We start from the raw sequence: 19,923 nt of genomic DNA on the forward strand, positions 1-19,923 counted from the left end.
CTGCTGCTGCGCGGGCGCTTCCGCGGGCTTCGGCGTACAGGCGGTGACACCGGCGGCGGCGGACAGCACCGCGAGCCATGCGAGGTTCCTTCGTCCCAGCCCCATCACGTGACGCTCCTTGTGTGCGTGCGGCAAAAAGAAAAGGGGCGCGAGCCCATGTGGCCCGCGCCCCTCGAGTCAACGGCCCACCGTCACCTTACGGCAGCGACGGGGTGTTCTCCGCGAAGTATTCGTGGCTGTCCGCGTTGTCACGCGCGTTGGTCGGGTTGGACTTGGCCAGGTTCTTGGCGGCCGTCTGGCCGTAGGCCCAGTCGTCCGTGCCGGCCACGACGGTGAAGTGGCTCATCTCGTGGACCAGCGTGCCCGCGCGCGAGTCCGTGCCCGTGTTGGGGGCGCTCCAGAAGGCGCCGCACACGTAGATCTTGTAAGGCGAGCCCGGGTACACGTACGCGTAGGTGCCGCTCTCATTGCAGCTGCAGTCCACGACGACCGCCGCGGACGCGAACGCGTTGGCGATCTTGTTGAAGTGCGTCTTGATGGTGCCCCAGTTGGTGCTGGAGTACGTGCCGAACCAGGTGGTGTAGCGGCTGGTCGCGGACGGCGTGCCGCTCAGGTAGCTGTACGCGTTGTTGGAGTAGGTCTTCGCGCTGTTGTAGGCGTTGGTGATGGTGGTCTGCTCGGAGGCCGTGCAGGCCCCGGAGTAGGCCAGGCTCTGGCCCGTCACCACGCGCATCGCCTCGGCGCCGTCGCGGGTGTTGCCGCGGCCCTCGATGAAGAGGCTGACCTGGTTGGAGGACAGCGCCGTCACGCCCGCGCGAGCCTCCAGCTCGTAGCGGATGGTGTAGGTGCCGGAGACGGACAGGTCATACGCGTCCGACACGACGACCGGGCCGGAGATGCTCTGGCCGGGGGCGATCGTGATCAGGTCCTCGGAGCGGCCCAGCACGCGCTTGAAGTGCGCGCCGGTGTACTCCACGGCCTGGCCGTCACGGGACACCGACAGGCGGCCCTCGTTGAGGCCCTCGCCCGGCGCGTCCCACTTGTAGATGCTCACCGGAGCGGAAGAGGTGTTGGTCAGCGTCACCTCCACCGTCACGCGCTCGCTGGCGGCCATGGAGGCCTTGCCCGCGGACACCTGCGCCGTCAGGGCGCCCTGGGCCTGCTCGGTGGCCTCGGCCGGGGTGGCCTCACCCTCCGCCGGAGGAGCGCCGCAACCACTCAGCAGGGAAACGCCGACCACCGTGCCCATCAGCCACTTGAAACCGCGAAGGCTCTTGCTCACGAGGAACTTCCTTTCGGAAATGACGCGACGGAAAACCCAAGGGGGGATGCCCGGGTCCGCATGCTTATAGGAGAAAACGGGCCCGCTGATGATGGCATGAAATACTGTGAAATAAATGCCTACCGACAATCCAGGTTCACGCCGCGTCGCGGCCGGCCGTGGCCCGGAGCGTTAGTCTTCACGCGGCAGCCATTGCCTGCGGCACCAACGAAGACACAGGGAAGGGGTGGCGGACGATGCGCGCGGTGGTGTTCGAGCACGAGGAGCACGAGGGGCCGGGACTCCTGGGACCGGCGCTGGAGGCGGCGGGCTTCACGCTGGTGCGGCGCTTCCGGACGGTGAAGCGCGAGGACGTGGACGCGCCGCTGGTGGTGGTGATGGGTGGGCCCATGGGCGTGTACGAGGCGGACGCCCATCCGTTCCTCAACGAGGAGCTGGCGTTGCTGGGAGAGCGGCTGGCGAATGACCGCGCGTGCGTGGGCGTGTGTCTGGGTGCGCAGCTGCTGGCGGCGGCGGCGGGGGCGACGGTGTCGCCGGGGAAGAACGGCTTCGAGGTGGGTGTGGGGCCGGTGCGCTGGACGCAGGATGCGCTGAAGGACCCGGTGGTGGCGGGCGCGAAGCCGCGCACGGCGGTGGCGCACTGGCATGGGGACACGTACACGCCTGTGCCCGGCGCGACGCTGCTCGCGTCCACGGACCGGTACACGCAGCAGGCGTTCCGGCTGGGGAAGTCCTACGGCTTCCAGTTCCACCTGGAGTTGACGGCGCAGGAGCTGGGGCGCTGGCTGGAGCTGGGGGAGGAGGACCTCGTCACTCGGGGCAAGGACGTGGCGGCGCTGAAGGCGCAGCTGCCCAAGCTGAAGGCGGCGGAGGCGGAGAACACGGAGCTGCTGCACCGGCTCGCGCACCAGCTGGCCAAGGGCCTACGCTGACGGCGGTCCATGGGGAGGGCCGGACGCCATGAAGCTGAGCCGCCTGCACGTCCACCACTACCGCGGGCTCGCGCCGGACACGGTGCTGACGTTCGGCCCCGCGCTCAACGTGGTGGTGGGCGCGACGGGCAGCGGCCGCACGACGCTGCTGGAGCTGGTGTCCGCGGTGCTGTGCTCGGACTTCTCCGGGCTGCTTCGTGAGCCGTTCGCGCTGGATTACGCGCTGCGCTTCGACGCGCTGACGGTGGACGTGGCCGTGCGCAACGAGCCGCCCGCGGCGCTGCCCGCCACGGCGGGGGAGGGCGGCCCTACAGGCCCGGGTGCCGCGCTGGCGCTGCCGCCGGGCGCGTTGGCGCATGGACTGATGCCCTCCATCGTGGCGACGGTGCGGTGGGACGCGGCGGAGGACGCGCGGCTCGTGATGCGCGCCAGCGCCACGGGCTTCGCGTGCGAGGTCGCGGGCGCGGCCGGCTTCTCCAAGCGCATGCACTGGTCGGTGCTGGACCGGTCCGTGTGGACGCTGCTCTTCATGGCCGCGCAGTACCTGGCGCCCGGCGTGAAGGACCGGCTGAAGGACCTGCTGCGCGAGACGTTCCTGCTGGCGCCGCCGCGCTTCGATGAAGCGCTGGGCATGTTCGAGCGCATCGGCGCGATCCGCTACGCGATGGAGCAGCGGGGAGAAGAGCTGTTCCCCCTGGGCCTCATGGCGCTGCCCACGTGGATGCCCGGCTGGCTGCGCGAGCAGGTGGAGCGCGAGCCCGTGCCGCCGTCGTTGCTGCTGCGCCATGAGGCGATGCCCCGGAGCTTCCTTGCGCGCTTCGTGACGTTGGCGGGGTTCGCTTCGGGCACGCTCTCGGTGGACGTGACGGAGACGACGCCGCTGTCCCAGGGCGGCCGGCTGGGCTTCAGCGGCTTCCGCTTCGCGTTCGTGCGCGCGGACGGAACGCCGGTGGCGCAGGAGCAGCTGGGCCACGGCCAGAAGCGGCTGTTGTCCTTCCTCTACTACCTGGACGTGCACGAGGCCTTCGTCATCGCGGACGAGCTGGCGGACGGCCTGCATCCGGACCTGGTGCGCGCGTGCGTGGAGGACCTGGGCGCCCGGCAGTCCTTCGTCACCAGCCAGAACCCGCTGCTGTTCGAACACGTGGCGTTCGCCAACGCGGAGCAGCTGCGCACGTCGTTGATCCGCTGTGAGATTGGCGCGGGACAAGGCGGCTGGCGGTGGACGCAGCCCACGCCCGAGGAGGCCGCGCGGTGGTTCGACGCGTACCGCGCGGGCTCCGTGCCGCTGGGCGCGGTGCTGCGCGCCCAGGGCTTCGGGTGAGCGTCAGGGGCCCGTCTTTCCCTTGAACAGGAAGTCGTCGTCGAAGCCTCGGGAGACGTAGTCGGCGTTGAGGTGGAGCGTGCCCGAGAAGTAGCCGATCCCCACGAACTCGCCCTGCTTGTTCACCGACACGTCCGTGAAGAACGGGCGCCCCGTCGAGGAGTACGTCCGCCGCCAGGCCTGATGCCCCTCGAGCCGCTCCAGCCTCGCGGTGAAGAGCGTGTAGCCGGCGGCCGAGTCGGGCGAGATGGAGTGTCCGCCCACCACCACGCTGTCGTCCTCGCCCATGGCGACCGCGCCCACGGTCTGCGGGTAGCTGCGCGCCCAGCGCTCCTCTCCAGCGCGCGTCCACGCGACCAGGAATCCGCTGCCCGAGCCCGGGGGCGTGACCGTCTGGCCTCGGAACGTGAAGGGGCTGCTGAACTGGCCTCCCGCCACCACGCGGTTGCCGTGCACCGCGATGCCAATGGCGCCGCCGGAGGCGCCCTCCAGCGCCCGCGTCCAGGCCACCGTGCCGGTGGGGCCCACCTTCCAGACCTGCGGGTCGGGGTACTGGATGCCCGCGAAGTAGAAGGCATCCGTTTCATCCACGGCGACGCTGGCACCGCCACTCAGGTTCCACTGCTCGCGCACGGTCCACTGAGCCGTACCGGCGGCATTGAACTTCGTGAGGAAGGCGGTCTGGACGTCCGTCACCATCGACGAGTTGGGCCCCAGGCCGAAGTCCACCGTGAGGAAGGCGGCGCCCGTCATGGCGATGGCGTCCTGCGAGTCGGTGACCAGATCCCGAGGCGAGATGTTGCCCGTGAAGTGCCGGGCCCACTGGAACTGCCCCGTCTTGCGCAGCTTCAGCAGGAAGGCGCCCGGGGGCTGGAGTCCCGCGCCCAGGTTGATGGACTCATTCGAGCTGCCCGAGATGAGGACGTTGCGCTCCCGGTCCACCGTGAGCGCCACCGCGTTGACGAAGTTCTGTCCGCCAGGGGGAAGCACGCCCTCGAAAGAGCGGGTCCACAGCAGCGCACCGGCCGTCGTGTACTTCGCCACCGCGAAGCCAAAGCTGTTGACGTTCCCGGACCCGACGGGGCCCGCGCCCAGGTCCACGCTGCCTTGATAGAGGAACAGCGCGAGGATGTTGCCGTCGCGGTCGAAGGCCACCGCATGGGCCTCATCGAACCGGGGGGAGCCCAGGTGCTTCACCCAGACGAAGTTGCCTCCGGCGAGCCCGGCCTCTTGCGTCCGTGGGGCTGCTTCGGGTGCCTCTGGCGGCCCGCATCCTCCGAGCGCTACCGCCACCACCATGCTCCAAAGAAGCCGCCAGCCCATCGCCCTGCATGCTGTTCCCATGTGCGCCCCCGCTGTCCCCCAAAGACAGACAGTGCGAGTTAGGAACGACCCGGGCGTGGGGACACTGCCCCGGAGGGCAGTGTGGGTTTGGCGTTTGAACAGTCAGGGGACCGCGGTCAGCGGCCGGAGAGCAGCTCCGTGCTGAAGGAGAAGCCGCCCAGGAGGTAGGGCATGGCGTTCACGCGGTTCTCGTGTTTGAGGTACCAGCCGGCGATGAGCAGCACGGTGGGCTTGCTCATCAGGCCGCCCGGCTTCGTGTCAAAGGCATACGCGACGATGGGGCCCACGCGGACGTGCTGGTTGGTGGGAAGCTTTCGTCCCGGCAGCGGATCCACCGCGCTGGTGTCCTCGTCGTAGCGGGGCCACACCGCGGACAGCCGGGCGCCCAGCGTCCACTGGCCGGCCAGCCAGAGCAGGTCCGTGTCGTTGGCGAGCACCCAGCCCTTGCCGGGCACCAGCGTGTCCAGCGTCGGATCGTAGAAGGTGCCGCGCGGCCCGCCGTCATGCAGCGACACGTTCCAATACTCGATGGCCAGCTTCGTGCGCAGCGCCACGGACTTCACCTTCGCCTGGAGCATGGGCTCCACGAAGAAGTGGTGTCCGGAGGTGCCGTAGGCGGCGTCGTTGGTCTCGCTGCGCAGGTCGTCGTCGTAGGGCTGGAAGGAGTCCGGGTACGACTGGATGCTGCCGAAGGTGCCGAAGAACTGGACGTACTCGTAGCCGGCGCGGACGTTGAACATCGCCACGGGCTGCAGCTCCACCACGGGGCCCAGCTTGAAGAACGCGGGGCTCAGCTTGAGGCTCGCGCCGGCGCTGGCGTACGTGTCGCGCAGCAGCATGGAGGGGCTGTCGAAGAGGCGCTTCTGGTAGACGAGCCGGTTCTGCGACTCGAGCCCCAGCGGGTTGTAGCGGACCACGTTGAGGGTGGTGAAGTAGACGCGGCGGTCGGGCAGGGGCGGCTGCACCGGGGGCGGTACGTCCTCCGTGATGGGGGGCTGGGGCTGCTGCGCGGCCACGGGCGCGCCCAGGCCCAGCAGCGCGAGCAACGCGGCGCGCGTGAGCCCCTTCGACAGGGACGAGGGGCGGACAGACGTCGGGCGTTGCGGGTACACGTTCGCGGGCATGCGTCCTCTCTGCGGGAGTCCACGGGAGGGGCCCTCGGGCCGGGGCCACCCGTCATGGGCAGCGGGAGCGTCGTGCACCTGACGCATGCGCTTCAAGACGCACCAGGACGAAGCCGGCCGTGACACCCGGCGTCACCCAATGTTTCAGGGTGCGTGGCCTGGTTTCAGAAGGTGAGCTGGAAGCGGGACATGAGGACGTTCTCGGGGGCGCGGTCTCCGTCCGTGGCGCCGCCCTCGAAGTTCGTGCGGTGGAAGTTCAGGGCGAAGCGCACGCGCCGGTTGAAGGCGAAGGTGGTGGCGACGCCGAAGCCCTTCGCGCCACGCACGGAGCGCGCGGGGTTGGCGAAGCGGGGGAAGGCGGCGTCGTCCAGGTCCAGCGCGTGGTAGCGCGCGGCCACCTCCAGCGCGCCGCCCTCGAGCGTCTTCGGGTCGAAGGGCTTCGTCGGCCTGGCGCCCTCGAAGGAGGCCTTCCCGCCGAACACCCACGACACCGCCGTCTGCCATGCATGGTGGCGCAGCCTCGCGCGCGCGTCCCCAATCTGCACCTCTTGTGACGAGCGCACGTACTCCGCGAGGAGGCCGAAGGAGCCCCAGTAGAAGTGGCCCTGGGGCGCGAGCCGCAGGTGCTGGCCGTGCGCGGTGACGACCGCACCGGTGTCCGCGTTGCTCAGGTAGCTGAAGATGACCAGCTGGCCCGTGCTGCGAAAGGGCGCGAGGCCGGTGTTGGTGGCGGTGCCGAACTGGAGGCCGCGCGTCGCCGCGATGCCCAGGCCCAGCCCCTGGAGGAAGGACGGCTCACGGCCCTTGAAGGGCAGGGCGAAGACGCGGGCGACCAGGTCGAAGCTGTCATCGGTGTTGAAGTCGGTGCTGGCGCCGTCGGGATCGCCATTCACCACCGCCAGCGAGTACTGCCACCGGCCGCCTTCGCCCTCTCCGTGCAGCTCCAGGCCCTCGTCGCGGTTGGGGACCAGGTCCACCGTGAGCGAGCGTTCGATGAAGGGGTTGTCCATGTCCGACTGGAGCAGCTCCAGGCCGAACGGTGTCTTGAACCGGCCCGCGCGCAGGCGGACCCATTCCCCCGGACGGAAGTCGATGTACGCGTCCTGGATGAGGGGCTGCCCGTTGCCGAAGTCCGGCATGAGGCGGAAGTCGATGAAGCCGAAGAGCGTCCCGTCCAGGATGGGGCGCACGCGCCGCATGACGAACGTGTTGGTGCCGGTGCGGTCCGTGTCGTCCAGGAAGAAGCGCCCGTCGCCCTGGAGCTGCCCGCGCAGCTTGAGCACGAAGGCCTTGTCCGCGGACGAAAGCGAGAAGCCTTCCTCCGACACCTGGACGACCGGCGGCTCCGCGGCCTTCTGGGGCTCCGGGGCCTGGGCCCGCGCCTGGGGCGAAGCGAGCAGCAGGCCCGTGGCGGCGACGAGGGCGGGAGCAGGGAAGACGGACACGCTGGGACCTCTGGGGGACGGGCTCCAGGAGGGCGGGGTGCCCCCGCGCCAGGAGGGCGCGACCGGGAAGCGGGCGGTCACGTTGGCGGTGGGAAAGTCTTGCTGTCAAGAATCGCAGGGAAGACCTGTTGTCACCTTCACTTGCCGGATCCGGGGAGGTCTGGTTCATGCTGGGTGGCATGTCCGTGACCAAACCCCGCGCCGCATCGATGTACGTCGACCTGGACCGCGACGCGTGGCGCGAACTCCGGGCCTCCACGCCGCTGACGTTGACGGCGGAGGAGGTGGAGAAGCTGCGGGGCCTGGGGGACCGGCTGGACATCCACGAGGTGGAGGACGTCTACCTGCCGCTGTCGCGCCTCTTGCATCTTCAGGTGGCGTCCGCGCAGTCGCTGTGGGCGGCGCAGCAGGCGTTCCTGGGGTACTCGGTGCGCAAGGTGCCGTTCATCATCGCCATCGCGGGCAGCGTGGCGGTGGGCAAGAGCACCACGGCGCGCATCCTCCAGGCGCTGCTGGCGCGCTGGCCGGATCATCCGCGCGTGGCGCTGGTGACGACGGACGGATTCCTGCATCCCAACCGGGTGCTCGCCGAGCGGGGCATCATGAACCGCAAGGGCTTTCCGGAGAGCTACGACCGGCGCGCGCTGGTGCGCTTCCTGGCGGAGCTGAAGGCGGGGCGCGACGAGGTGACGGCGCCGGTGTACTCGCACCTCGTCTACGACATCGTGCCGGAGGAGGCGCAGTCCATCCGGCAGCCGGACATCCTCATCCTGGAGGGGCTCAACGTCCTGCAGACGGGGCCGGTGGACAGCGGGCGGCTGCCGCAGACGTTCCTGTCGGACTTCTTCGACTTCTCCATCTACGTGGACGCGAGCGAGACGGACATCCGCCACTGGTACGTGGAGCGCTTCCTGAGCTTGTGGGAGACGGCGTTCCGCGACGAGCGGTCCTTCTTCCGGCGCTTCTCCGAACTGACGCGCGAGCAGGCCATCGCCCGGGCCGCGTCGGTGTGGGCGGAGATCAACGGCCCCAACCTGGCGGAGAACATCGCGCCCACGCGTTCACGGGCGCGGCTCATCCTGGTGAAGGGCAACGACCACAAGGTCCGCCGCGTGCGGATGCGCAAACTGTAGTTCGGGAGGACGGACATGGCTCCACGAATGGGTTCGCTCTGGGACGCGGTGGGGAACACGCCGCTGTTGCGCATTGGGTCGCTGAGCCGCCAGACGGGCTGTGACATCGTCGCCAAGGCGGAGTTCATGAACCCGGGGGGCAGCATCAAGGACCGGGCCGCGAAGGGGATGATCCACCGCGCGGAAGGGACGGGGCAGCTGAAGCCGGGCGGCACGATTGTCGAAGGCACCGCGGGCAACACGGGCATCGGCCTGGGATTGCTGGGGCGCGAGCGGGGCTACCGCGTGGTGGTGACGATGCCGGACAACCAGGCGCGCGAGAAGTACGAGTACCTGGAGGCGATGGGCGTGGAGGTGCGGCGGGTGCCGGCGGTGCCGTTCTCCAATCCCTCGCACTTCTTCCATCAGGCACGGGTGTTGGCGGAAGCCAACGGCTGGGCGTGGATGAACCAGTTCGAGAACACGGCGAACGGCGACTTCCACTACGAGACGACGGGCCCGGAGATCTGGGAGCAGGCGGAAGGCAAGGTGGACGTGCTGGTGGCGTCGGTGGGCAGCGGCGGAACGCTGTCCGGGACGAGCCGCTACCTGAAGGAGAAGAACCCGGCGTTGCGCGTGGTGTTGGTGGATCCGCCGGGGTCGGGGCTCTACTGCCAGGTGCGCACGGGGAAGATGGAGACGGCGGGAAGCTCCATCACGGAAGGCATTGGCATCATGCGGGTGACGGAGAACTTCCGGCAGGCGCGCGTGGATGAAGCGATGCGCCTGGAGGACCAGGACATGCTGGAGATGCTCTACCACCTGGCGCGCGAGGACGCGCTGGTGGTGGGCACCTCGGCGGCCCTCAACGTGAGAGCCGCGTGGGAGGTGGCGCGCAAGCACCAGGGCCAGGGCCTGCGCATCGTCACGTTCCTGTGCGACCACGGCAGCCGTTACGCCTCCAAGGTCTTCAACCCGGAGTTCCTCGCGTCGAAGCAGCTCACGGTGAAGCCGCTGCCAGCGGTTTGAGGCAGCGGGGCGCGGGACACGCGCCCCGGCCTCACTTCTTCGGGGGCGCCTCCACCCCCGAGAAGACCAACACCTGCTCCGGGAGCCGGGCGCCGCGGATCTCGACCGCTGAGACGGCGCTGTTCAGCTCAGCGAGTTCGGCCGGGGTGAAGCCCACGTCCGCCGCCCCGATGTTCTCGAGCATGTGCGCCATCTGCGTCGTCCCCGGGATGGGGACGATCCAGGGCTTCTGCGCTATCAGCCAGGCCAGCGGGATCTGGGCGGGCGTCGCACGTTTCCGCTCGGCCCAGCGCTTGACCTGTTCGATGAGGGCCAGATTGTGCGGCAGGTTCTCGGGAGCGAAGCGAGGCTCGATGCCGCGAATGTCGCCCGGAGCGAAGCGCGTCTTTGCGTCGATGGCCCCCGTGAGGAACCCCACGCCGAGCGGGCTCCACGGCACGAAGCCGATGCCCAATTCCTGGCAGAGCGGGAGGATGACCGCTTCGGGGCCACGCCACAGCATCGAGTACTCGTTCTGGACGGCGCTCACGGGCAGCGTGGCATGCGCCCGGCGCAACGTCTGCGGCCCCATCTCGCACAGGCCCCAGTGCAGCACCTTGCCCTGGGCCATCAGGTCCTTGACCGCTCCGGCGACGTCCTCGATCGGGACCTCCGGGTCGACCCGATGCTGGTAGAGGAGGTCGATGCGGTCGGTGCGGAGGCGCTTGAGCATTCCCTCGACGGCCAACTGGATGTGGTCCGGCCGGCTGTTGAGCCCTGGGCGGCGCTCACCGGTCTCGAGGTCGATGTTCCAGCCGAACTTGGATGCGATGACGACTTTGTCCCGGAACGGGGCGACGCCCTCTCCGAGAATGCGCTCGACCTCATGAGGACCGTACGCCTCGGCTGCGTCGAAGAAGGTGACGCCCTGGTCGAAGGCGGTCCGGAGGATGTTGAGCATCTCAGGCCGGTTCGGGACCGTGGTCTGGTAGGTGCGGCTCATGTTCTGGACGCCGAGCCCGACACTGGAGACCTCCAGCGAGCCCAGTTTTCGCCGTCCAAGCGCCTGCGGTGCAGTGGGCCCGCTCGGCGCCGCTGGTTTCGTGGAGGCCTGGGTGGCCGCACAGCCCAGGAGCGGCGTGGCGGACAGGGCTCCCGCCGACATCAGGAAGGAGCGGCGTCCCATCTTGTTCTTGCGTTCTGATGTCATGTGCGGTCGTTGATCCGTTCATCCCCAGGTGCCTCCGTCGACGTCACGGAAGGCGTTACGCCTCTGGGATCGCGATGCCGTAATTGGCGAGGGTGATGCTGTCGGGGTTCGGTCCGCCACGGACCTTGGTATCGAGCGCGTCGATCGCGGCCACCTGCTCGCGCGTGAGCTCGAAGTCGAAGACGTCGAAGTTCTCTGCGATGCGGGCGGGCTTGACCGACTTCGGGATCGCCGAGAGGCCCTTCTGCAGATGCCAGCGGAGCATCACCTGGGCGGCCGACTTTCCGTACTGGCGAGCGATTCCGAGCAGCGTCGGGTCATCGAAAGTCGTCTTCTCGCGGCCCCCATAGGCGATGACACCGCCGATGGGCGACCATGCCTGGGTCACGATCCCGTGCTTCTCGTGCACGCGCTGCAGTGCCGTCTGCTGGAAGTACGGATGCACTTCGATCTGATTCACGGCGGGCACGACGGACGCTGCGCTCAGCAGGCGGTCGAGGTGCTCGGGCATGAAGTTGCTCACGCCGATCGCGCGCACCTTGCCATCCGCGAGCAGCTTCTCGAGCGCCCGGTAGGCTTCGAGGGTGCGGTCGAACGCCGACGACAGCGGCTGATGCAGGAGCAGCAGGTCGAGCCGCTCGACGCCGAGCTTGCGGGCGCTCTTGTCGAACGCGTGCAGTGTGGCGTCGTAGCCGTAGTCGCTGATCCAGACCTTCGTCTCGATGAACACTTCGTCGCGGGCGAGGCCGGAGCGGCGGATGCCTTCACCGACCTCGCGCTCGTTGAAGTACGCGGCGGCGGTGTCGATGAGCCGGTAGCCGGTCCTGAGGGCTGCCTCGACGGCACCCACGGTCTCTGCCGGTGGGCTCTGGAAGACGCCAAGCCCCAGGGCCGGCATCTGTACGCCGTTGTTGAAGGTGATGAAGGGGCTCTTCCTGCTCATGGCTCTGTCTTCCCTGCGCGTCCGTCGCGCGGTTTGCGAAGCCGACACGAAGAGAAGTAGCCCCGCTGACTGCACCGGACTAGGTGGCGGAAGAGCGAAGGGCCTTGAAGCTGTGGTTTAAAATGACTGCTGCCAAGACACTGCCTGGCCGGAGCGCCAGCGGGGCGCCCTGTCAGGTGCCCGATCGGACGCCTCCCGATGAAGACGAACCTCCTGCCGCACCTGCAGACGTTTCTCGTGGTGGCGCGCCTCAAGAATTTCAGCGCCGCGGCTCGCGAGCTGGGGGTCACGCCGGCGGCGGTGAGCCAGTCCGTGCGCCAGCTCGAGGAGCAGCTGCGGGTGGTGCTCTTCACCCGTACCACCCGCAGCATGGCGCTCACGGATGCCGGGCGTCGGCTGCTGGAGGGCGCGGGGCCAGGCCTCGGACAGGCGCTCGCCTCCCTGCAAGTGGTCTCCGACAGGCCGGGCGAGGCGGCAGGGCGGTTGAAGCTGACAGTGCCGGAGATGGCGGTGCCCTACGTCATCACGCCGGTGTTGCCGGCCTTCCGTGCGCGCCACCCGCAGGTGGAGGTGGAGGTCGTCGTCGAGAACCGATTCGTGGACATTGTCGCGGAGGGCTACGACGCGGGCGTTCGCCTGCACGAGGCCCTCGAGCGCGACATGGTGCAGGTGCGCCTCACCGGGGCCTTCCGCTTCGTCGTGGTGGCCGCCCCCGAGTACCTCGCGAGGCACGGCACGCCCCAGAAGCCCGAGGACCTGCTGCGCCACGACTGCTTCACCCTCCGCATCCCCTTGAACGGGCCGCTCTATGCCTGGGAGCTGGAGCGGGGGAAGAGGAACTGGCGGGTGCCGGTCCGCGGCAGTGTCGTCACCAACCACCGTGAGCTGACGCAGGCCCTGGTGGAGCAGGGCCTGGGGTTGGCCTACGCCTTCGAGCCGGCGGTGAAGGAGGCGCTGCGCACGGGGCGACTGGTGCGTGTGCTCGAGGAGTACGCGCCAAGCGTGCCTGGCTTGTTCCTCTACTTCCCCAGCCGCGCACAGCGTTCGGGACCGCTGCGGCTGTTCATCGAAGTGGCCATGGAACTGGCCGCCAAGACGATGTGACGCCGCATCCACCGCCAGGGCATCCACCCAGCCAGGTCTGCCGGCGGGGTGAGGGCTACTGGCTGGCGACCACCTTGAGTGGGGCCCTGGCGTCCTCGCGTGCGGGTTCCGAAGGAGCCTCCTCCTTGGCCGTGAGGGACAGCTCCAGGCTTCGGGTCACCAGTGCCTTGAGCGCCCACACCTCCGGAATCGTCTGGATGTAGACCCGGCTCACGCCGAAGGCCGCGGGGGACGCTTCGACTTCGAACCCCGCGGCGAGGGCCTTCGCCTCATCAAGGGGAACCCAGGTGGCGATGCACTTGCGTTTGCCATTGCCGAAGAACCGCACGAACCACTTCGTGGGCTTCTTGAAGGACACGTTGAAGTAGTTCGAGGTGTCCCGGTAGAGGACGTCCTCCGCCGCGTGGCCGTTCTTGGTGCAGATGTCCCGGATGACGCCGAAGAAGGCCAGCTCCTCCTCGGTGGTCTCCACGGTGGCGCGGCCCTTGTCGTCGCCCGTGGCGCGGGGCTCCGTTTCAAAGGGCTTCGCGCTGTCTGCCTTCACGACGTTGGGGCCATCCTTGGCGGTGGGCGGCTCCACGCCTTCGTTCAGCCGCTGGATGCGCTCCTTGAGCTTGTCGAGGAAGTCATCGCCCATGACGCGAAGGAGGGTGGGCTCGATGGCCTCCTTCGCGACCTCGGAGAGCCTTTCCATCACGGCGGTCGTCCGCTTCCCCTTGTAGATGTCTTCGGTGAGCCACTTGAGGAAGCCTTCGTGCTCGCCGGGGGATTTCAGGGCGGCGGACAGCTTGTCGATCATCCCCTGGCGGTAGCGGCTGTTCTCCGCGTCGGTGATGAGCGTCGTCGCGTTGAATGATTCGCGGCTGAACTTGGAAAGGAACTTCGCGACCTTGGCCCAGTCCGACTTCGTGTCCTCCAGGGAGAACGTGAAGAAGGGCTCCGGGTCCATGACGTTGGGGTTCTCCAGGTCACCGAAGAACAGGTAGTGGCACCCATCCGTGATGATGCCGAAGTGGAGCTCCGGGAGCTGGGAGAGGTAGCGGGCCAGCTGCTGTGCGCGTGACTTGAGGTCCGTGCCCAGGGGCTTGGTCTCGATGACGATGAGGGGCTTCTGACCGGTCTGGTCGAAGATGGCGAAGTCCATCCGATCGGGCAGCTTCTTGCCGTCGCCCTGGACGAAGTCCGCCGCGTACTCGAGACGCACCTCCCGAGGATGACCGGGGTCGTAGCCAAGCAGCCGGATGAAGGGGACCACCAGGGCCAGCTTGGCGGTCTCTTCATTGGTGATGAAAGCCTTGGAGTCCTGATAGCGCTTGACCAGCTCCAGCAGTTGATTCGCGTCCACGGTGGTTCCCCCCTGCAACCCGTCGATGGCGGGATCCGGGAACAACAATCCTTTTGGATGCCTTTGCCCATACCCCCTATGGGGGAGCCCCTGAGTCGATTGATCGTGGATGTCTCCTCCCGGGCCTTACTTTCGCGCCGGATTTGTCAACGAACTCCTGGCGACCTACCTAGGATGCGCGTTGTCCACCTCCTTCACGGAGCTTCGATGGTGCGCACCCGGCTCGTAGGTCTTCTGGCGTTGCTGTTCGTCGCGGTCCCCTTCGTGTCGGGGGCCCAGGATGCCGTGGCTCCGGCGGCGGTCGCTTCTGGTGACGAGGCGACGCATCAGGCGCTGCGCGCCATCAAGCAGGACATGGAGGACGCGCTCAACAAGCAGGACCTGGACCGGCTGCTGTCGCACCTGCACCCGGACGTCGTGTTCTCCACCATGAACAACGACGTTCGCGTGGGGAAGGACGCCATCCGCGCGTACTACGCGGAGATGCTGGGCGGCCCGAAGAGCGTCGTGAAGAAGGTCACGGCGAAGTTCGACGTGGATGCGCTCACCCGCCTGTATGGCAACTCGGGCGTCGCCTATGGCTCTTCCCTGGACCACTACATCCTGAACGACGGCACGGACCTCGTCGTCAACGGGCGGTGGACCTGCACGCTGGTGAAGGAGGGGGACCAGTGGCTCATCGCCGCGTTCCACTACTCCACCAACGTGTTCGACAACCCCCTGCTCACCAAGGTGAAGAACGCCGCCCTGGGCTTCGGGGCGCTGGTGGCTGTCGCCGCGCTCGGGGCGGGGTTCTTCATCGGACGTCGGGGACGCCGGCCGGCGTCGGCTTGAGCGCGAGTCGCATCGGCTGGCGCTGGCCGTAGGTGAGCGAGCGCCACAGCCACTCGGCTGGACCGAAGCGGAAGCGCGACAGCCATGCGTGGCTGAACGGAATCTGGAGCACGAACACCCCCAGCGTCAGCGCCATGCAGCGTGACGGCGGCAGCTTGCCGATGAGCCCCAGCCCCCAGCCGTCGTAGAGGCAGAGGCTCACCACCGTCTGCATCAGGTAGTTGGTGAGCGCCATGCGCCCCACCGGCGCCAGCACGCCCAGCCCCTGGCGCCAGCGCTCCTTCTGGAAGAGCAGCGCGAAGGCGGCCACGTAGAACGCGGCGAGCCCCAGGTAGCCCAGCTCCTGGATGGCGGACAGCGTGAACATCCAGTGGGCCTTCGACGGGTCCAGCAGCCCCGCGAGGCGCAGGTGCTGCACCACCACCCCCGCGCCATTTCCCAACACGCCCAGCACCAGGCCCCAGCCCAGCAGCTTCCGGTGCCAGCCGCGGTGGCGCTCCACGTCCTGGAGCAGCAGATGCCGGCCCGCCAGCAACCCCAAGAGGAAGCGGCCCAGGATGAAGATCATCCACAGCAGCCGCTTGAGCGTCGGCAGCATGTACGTGAGGAAGTGCGCGTTCGCGGCCTGGGTCGTCCAAAGCGAGTCACTGGAAAGGCCCAGCAACAACTGCTCCCGCGTCTGGGCCTCCATGGCCTCGGTGGCCTTCGCGGCGTCGGCCGCTGCCTGCGCGCCGTGGAGCAGGATGGGACCGAAGTGCAGGAGCGCCGGCACCAGCAGGGGGACCCCGATGACGGACACGCCCACCCACACCAGCAGCGTCCGGTCGGAACGCTCCCGGAAGAGCAGCAGCGCGAACCCCAGCAGTGCGTACGTGGAGAGCACGTCTCCCGCCCAGAGCGCGGTGAGATGCACCACCCCGATGCCCAGCAGCACCAGCAGGCGCCGCGAGTACACGGGGACGACGGAGGCCCCACGCCGCTCGGCACGCTGGAGCTGGATGGAGAACCCCAGCCCGAAGAGGAATGCGAACAGCGTGACGAACTTCTGGTTCACGAAGAAGTGGTAGAGCGCCGTGACGGCCGCCTCGAACGGCGGCGCCGCCAGTGCCTGGGCCTGCTCCCGCGGCATGAGCACGCGCCCGCTGAACCAGGCGAAGCTGTTCGACACGAAGACGCCCCACAACGCGAAGCCTCGCAGCACGTCCAGAAGAGGCAGCCGTTCGGAGGCATCCACCGGACGGGCGCCGGATGCGGAAGGGGCGGAGTCGGACATGCGTCCAGCAGATGCCTCCGCCCGGTTCGCGTCAACGCATGCACCGCGTCGTCCGTGGCGGCCTCACCCTACGTGCGTGAGCGGCAGCCGCGAGGAGAAGGACTCAGGAGATTTCCAGCACGGGTGCTTCGCGCAGGAAGGGCATGCGACGCGGCAGCTTCCGCGCCCAGAAGGCTTCCACCGACCTGTGGAAGAGGCGCAGCAGCGCGACGCCGGGCCTGCCTTCCAGGTGGGCCAGTTCCTTCGCGGAGCGGTCCAGCAGGGCGCGGGCTCGCTGGTACTCGCCGCGGATCCAGGCCCGCCCGGCCTCCGCCGTGAGCAGCGAGTCGAAGTCCTCGGGTGCATGACCTTGGGCGCGCACCTCCGCGGCGACGTCGGCGGGGATGTTGAACAGGCCCTGGGCCAGGTCCTCGCGCAGGTCGCGCATCACCGAGCACCAACCCAATGCCGCGAGCAGGGAAGGGGCCTCCTCGGCTCGCACCCCTGCGTCCGCGACGTGCAGCATCAGCCCCACGGACAGCCGGAAGGTGTTCCCGAGTTGGGTCTGCAGCGTCGCCGTGTCCCACCATCGCCCATCGCGCACCCGCTCGCGGTCCCGGCGCATCGTGCGTACCAGCTCGAATACCTGCTCGCGGGCCGCCGGGTTGGTCAGCTCCGTGAGCAACACGCGGCCGAGCGTCGTCGCCGTGTCGTGGAACTCCGTGGCGGTGACCGGTGCTCCCGTTTCCAGCGTGCGCAGGAGCGCGTCGATGGCGTCCAGCGGTTCGCCTTCGATGGGGCGGTCTCCATCCAGCACGTCATCCACCATCTGGAGGAAGCAGAACCCCACCCGCGCCCTTCGCGACTTGCGCCAGCGCCCCAGGGACTGCTGATACAGCGCGAGCGCGATGAGGCCGTAACGCGGATGCCTGCGCGCGAAGCGGTACACCTCCCGTGCGCAGAGGGCCTCCACCCGCACGGCTTCAAGGAACGCCTCCCGCCGGACCCGGGGCGCCACGCCACGCCACGTGCCCCCTGCGAGCAACGCTCCCGCGATCACGTCCACCAGGTGGTGCTCGTGGATGAGCAGCGTGGACGCCGCGATGGCCAGCGCCCACAGCGCGAACACAGTGCGTGCCACGGGCCCTGAACGCTCGCGGTAGGCCAGGGCCGCCGTGCAGGCGAAGGCGACGTGGAGCGACGGCAGGTAGTTGCGCTCCAGGTTCATCGTGTCCGCGGCGTGGAAGACGGCCGTCCAACCTCCGGTGACGGCTCGCGGCGGCCACGCCACCTCCACCGGCAGGACGAGGAAGCAGAGCGCGCCCAGCACCGTCTCCGCGCACAGCGTCAGCGCGAAGGGGAGCATCCGTCGCCACGTCCGGAAGATGAACAGGGACAGCAGCAGCAGCACGTCCATGCTGACGTACACGGCGGCCCAGCCGGGCATGAACGGGATGTGCTGTTCGAAGGGCAAATCCACACGCAGGCCACCGGGATAGAAGCCTGTCACCCAGCTCGCGCCGCCGTACACCATGAGGAAGAACAGCGCGAAGCCGAACGTCATCGCGCCCGTGCGCTTCAATTCCTTCCTCGCGGGCCAGCCAAAGAGCGGGTCCTCCGCCTGCACTTCCGCACCGGAGACAGTCCCACCGGAGGACGCACTCATTTCAACTGCTCCGGAAAGGGCCTGGGCCCCCGCCACATCGACAGCCAGACCCGCAGGAAGGACGGCCTTTCGGCACCGTCGTCCACGTAGCGGCCCAGGTAGAGCCAGGGCACCTGCGGGTGCCGGTGGTGCGCGCGGTGGTGGTGGTAGTTGAGGAACACCCAGCGCACCGGCGCCGCGACCTTCAGGTCCCACGCGCCTTCGCGCACATCCAGCGGCGACCACGCGTGGTCCGCGTACTGGAGCGAGCTCCATTTCACCGCGAACGCCGCGTAGCAGAGCGCCCACCCCACGAGCGTCAGGTCCAGCGCGTACGCCAGCACCGCCTGCACCGCCACCATCCCCAGCACCTCCACGCGGATGGCCGCCCCGGGGGCATCCTCCAGCCGCCCCAGGTACGCGTCCGCGCCCGTCTGTTCCCCATAACGCGTGCCCGGCCCTCGCAGCCTCCGCAGCAGGCCCGGCGCGAGCGCGAACACCAGCGCTCCCAGCGGCACGAACAGCCAGTAGAAGCCGGTCAGGATGACGTACCACTGCGCATACTTGAGGAAGCGGTGGTCGCCCGGGTGCAGGTAGTCGAACTGCTCGCGCGCCGTGCGGTTGTACCGGTGATGCGTGAGGTGGAACGCCCGCTGCAACGTGTACGACGTGGGGAAGAACGTCGCCGCCAGCCGGCCCAACCCGTCGTTGATCCGCCGCGATGGATGCAGCACGCCATGTGTCGCTTCGTGCAACAGCGAGAACACCGTGTTGTTCACGAAGGAGAACACCCCGGCCGCCACCAGCCGCACCCAGAGGGCCTCCGCATGCGACGCCGTCCACAGGCACAGCGCGCCCGCGCCCATCGCCGTGACGAGCAGCACCGCGTTGAGCGCGGCGGGAATCGGCGGAGCGTCATCGGCGCGCATCGTCCCCGTCCTCGGGCAGGCCCACGGCGAAGTCGAGCAGCTGGCGCATCACCGGATCCGCCGTCGCCGTCGCGACGTTGAAGCGCATGCCGTCCAGCACGGACAGGTCGCGGCGCAGGAACGACGTGTAGAGCCACCGCGACACCTTGAGCACCAGCGCCGCCGCGCCCGGAATCCGCCCCCGCCGCGCCGCCACGGCGAGCCGCACCGACGTTCCCTCCGCCACCGGCGTCAGGCTCGCGAGCAGCAATCCCCGCGCCCGGCCCAGGTCGCTCTTCACCGACATCAGCGTGCCGCCGTGCAGCGCGAGCTCCACGCGGATGCGGTTGCCCGACAGCGCCTTCATCAGCCGGTCACTCGCGCCCGTGCCGATGACGCGCGACGTGTAGCGCAGCCGCAGGGTGTACCGGTCCGGCGTCTCCCAGGCCGGCGTGTCCCACAGCTCCCGGTGATGCACCGTGCGCAGGTGCTCCAGGTCGAACGAGTTCGCCGCGAGCGGCAGCCAGGGACATCCCACCGTCACCGGAGGTCCTACGTTCCAGACGTGCTCCCCACCCCCCAGGTCGGGTGGGGGAAACAGCGCCTCCGGGCCGTTGAAGACGAGCACCCCGCCAAAGCGCTCCTCCACCGGCCACGCGCGGGGCCCCGGCAGGGCGGACACGTCGCTCCGCCCCGGCGCGGCGCGGCAGCGGCCCCCTCCGTCGAAGCTCCAATGATGCAGCGGACAGCGCAGCAGCTCCCCCTGGACGGTGCCGTGCTTCAGGTGGGCCCCCAGGTGGGGACAGTGCGCCGACAGGGCGTGGACCCGGCCCTCCTGGCTCCGGAACACCACCACCTCCTGCCCACCCACCTGGACGCCCAGGGTCTGACCGGGCCGCAGGGCCGCGGACGGAGCCACCAGGTACCAGGAGCGCGGGCGCGAGGGCCCGGGCAGAAGGGCCGGAAACCTCCCGGCCGGGACGGAAACAACCATGCTGGGACCCTACCGGACCCGGTGTCTCCAGGGCCACGGGGGGGCCGGTCGAGGCTGGCTTTACGCCCGGGTTCCTGGTTAGTCAGGCGCTTGTGGAACCGGGCGCGTCGCCCCGTC

Annotated in this window: 17 protein-coding genes; 6 read left to right on the top strand and 11 right to left on the bottom strand. The window is 68.9% G+C overall.

The features are described from left to right. Nucleotides 1-196 precede the first annotated feature (196 nt). Nucleotides 197-1,282, bottom strand: a complete 1,086-nt coding sequence (locus D7X32_RS04615) for a M35 family metalloendopeptidase (RefSeq protein WP_120601279.1) — start codon at nt 1,280-1,282, stop codon at nt 197-199. Nucleotides 1,283-1,518: 236 nt separating this feature from the next. Between D7X32_RS04615 and D7X32_RS04620 the strand changes: the two genes are divergently transcribed. Together D7X32_RS04620 and D7X32_RS04625 are read left to right on the top strand one after the other, a co-directional pair. Continuing rightward, nucleotides 1,519-2,214 carry a glutamine amidotransferase-related protein gene (locus tag D7X32_RS04620; RefSeq protein WP_120601280.1) on the top strand — a complete coding sequence of 232 codons (696 nt, stop codon included), beginning with the start codon at nt 1,519-1,521 and terminating at the stop codon, nt 2,212-2,214. A gap of 28 nt (nt 2,215-2,242) precedes the next feature. After that, the gene (locus D7X32_RS04625) at nt 2,243-3,538 is read left to right on the top strand and encodes an AAA family ATPase (RefSeq protein WP_120601281.1); all 1,296 of its coding nucleotides are present in this window, start codon (nt 2,243-2,245) and stop codon (nt 3,536-3,538) included. Nucleotides 3,539-3,541: 3 nt separating this feature from the next. On the opposite strand, the gene D7X32_RS04630 is transcribed toward D7X32_RS04625, so the two are convergent. The 3 genes from D7X32_RS04630 to D7X32_RS04640 form a co-directional block, all read right to left on the bottom strand. Beyond that, on the bottom strand, nt 3,542-4,831 hold the full coding sequence (locus D7X32_RS04630) for a hypothetical protein (protein ID WP_147450028.1): 1,290 nt from the start codon (nt 4,829-4,831) through the stop codon (nt 3,542-3,544). A gap of 167 nt (nt 4,832-4,998) precedes the next feature. Beyond that, nucleotides 4,999-6,006, bottom strand: a complete 1,008-nt coding sequence (locus D7X32_RS04635) for a hypothetical protein (protein ID WP_120601283.1) — start codon at nt 6,004-6,006, stop codon at nt 4,999-5,001. A 164-nt stretch (nt 6,007-6,170) separates the two neighbouring features. Continuing rightward, nucleotides 6,171-7,451 carry an OprO/OprP family phosphate-selective porin gene (locus tag D7X32_RS04640; RefSeq protein WP_120601284.1) on the bottom strand — a complete coding sequence of 427 codons (1,281 nt, stop codon included), beginning with the start codon at nt 7,449-7,451 and terminating at the stop codon, nt 6,171-6,173. Nucleotides 7,452-7,630: 179 nt separating this feature from the next. On the opposite strand from D7X32_RS04640, the gene coaA reads away from it, so the two are divergent. Further along, nucleotides 7,631-8,584, top strand: a complete 954-nt coding sequence (gene coaA / locus D7X32_RS04645) for a type I pantothenate kinase (RefSeq protein WP_120601361.1) — start codon at nt 7,631-7,633, stop codon at nt 8,582-8,584. Between the two features lie 15 nt (nt 8,585-8,599). Continuing rightward, nucleotides 8,600-9,592 (top strand): cysteine synthase A, encoded by a 993-nt coding sequence (locus D7X32_RS04650; RefSeq protein ID WP_120601285.1) that lies wholly within the window; start codon nt 8,600-8,602, stop codon nt 9,590-9,592. Between the two features lie 31 nt (nt 9,593-9,623). On the opposite strand, the gene D7X32_RS04655 is transcribed toward D7X32_RS04650, so the two are convergent. Beyond that, entirely contained in the window at nt 9,624-10,781 is a 1,158-nt protein-coding gene (locus D7X32_RS04655) for an aldo/keto reductase (protein ID WP_120601286.1), read from the bottom strand. 55 nt (nt 10,782-10,836) lie between these two features. Then, nucleotides 10,837-11,724, bottom strand: coding sequence for an aldo/keto reductase (locus tag D7X32_RS04660; RefSeq protein ID WP_120601287.1), 888 nt, complete (start codon nt 11,722-11,724; stop codon nt 10,837-10,839). Between the two features lie 198 nt (nt 11,725-11,922). Here D7X32_RS04660 and D7X32_RS04665 point away from each other — a divergent pair, with 198 nt between their 5' ends. Beyond that, nucleotides 11,923-12,828 (top strand): LysR family transcriptional regulator, encoded by a 906-nt coding sequence (locus D7X32_RS04665; RefSeq protein ID WP_120601288.1) that lies wholly within the window; start codon nt 11,923-11,925, stop codon nt 12,826-12,828. Nucleotides 12,829-12,883: 55 nt separating this feature from the next. Here D7X32_RS04665 and D7X32_RS04670 read toward each other — a convergent pair whose 3' ends face one another. After that, entirely contained in the window at nt 12,884-14,218 is a 1,335-nt protein-coding gene (locus tag D7X32_RS04670) for a type I restriction enzyme HsdR N-terminal domain-containing protein (RefSeq protein ID WP_244238848.1), read from the bottom strand. A gap of 162 nt (nt 14,219-14,380) precedes the next feature. Between D7X32_RS04670 and D7X32_RS04675 the strand changes: the two genes are divergently transcribed. After that, nucleotides 14,381-15,007 carry an SgcJ/EcaC family oxidoreductase gene (locus D7X32_RS04675; RefSeq protein WP_120601289.1) on the top strand — a complete coding sequence of 209 codons (627 nt, stop codon included), beginning with the start codon at nt 14,381-14,383 and terminating at the stop codon, nt 15,005-15,007. On the opposite strand, the gene D7X32_RS04680 is transcribed toward D7X32_RS04675, so the two are convergent. The 4 genes from D7X32_RS04680 to D7X32_RS04695 form a co-directional block, all read right to left on the bottom strand. After that, nucleotides 14,970-16,280 (bottom strand): DUF418 domain-containing protein, encoded by a 1,311-nt coding sequence (locus tag D7X32_RS04680; RefSeq protein WP_120601290.1) that lies wholly within the window; start codon nt 16,278-16,280, stop codon nt 14,970-14,972. The two genes, D7X32_RS04675 and D7X32_RS04680, sit on opposite strands and share 38 nt — an antisense overlap. 103 nt (nt 16,281-16,383) lie before the next feature. Then, nucleotides 16,384-17,925 (bottom strand): phosphatase PAP2 family protein, encoded by a 1,542-nt coding sequence (locus D7X32_RS04685; protein WP_120601291.1) that lies wholly within the window; start codon nt 17,923-17,925, stop codon nt 16,384-16,386. Next, the gene (locus tag D7X32_RS04690; RefSeq protein ID WP_120601292.1) at nt 17,922-18,833 is read right to left on the bottom strand and encodes a fatty acid desaturase; all 912 of its coding nucleotides are present in this window, start codon (nt 18,831-18,833) and stop codon (nt 17,922-17,924) included. The genes D7X32_RS04685 and D7X32_RS04690 overlap by 4 nt, the downstream gene beginning before the upstream one ends. Then, nucleotides 18,820-19,731: a Rieske 2Fe-2S domain-containing protein gene (locus D7X32_RS04695; protein ID WP_244238849.1), complete on the bottom strand. Its 912-nt coding sequence runs from the start codon at nt 19,729-19,731 to the stop codon at nt 18,820-18,822. The genes D7X32_RS04690 and D7X32_RS04695 overlap by 14 nt, the downstream gene beginning before the upstream one ends. Nucleotides 19,732-19,923: the final 192 nt, after the last annotated feature.

It is taken from the genome of Corallococcus carmarthensis, from assembly GCF_003611695.1.
GTDB lineage: Bacteria > Myxococcota > Myxococcia > Myxococcales > Myxococcaceae > Corallococcus > Corallococcus carmarthensis.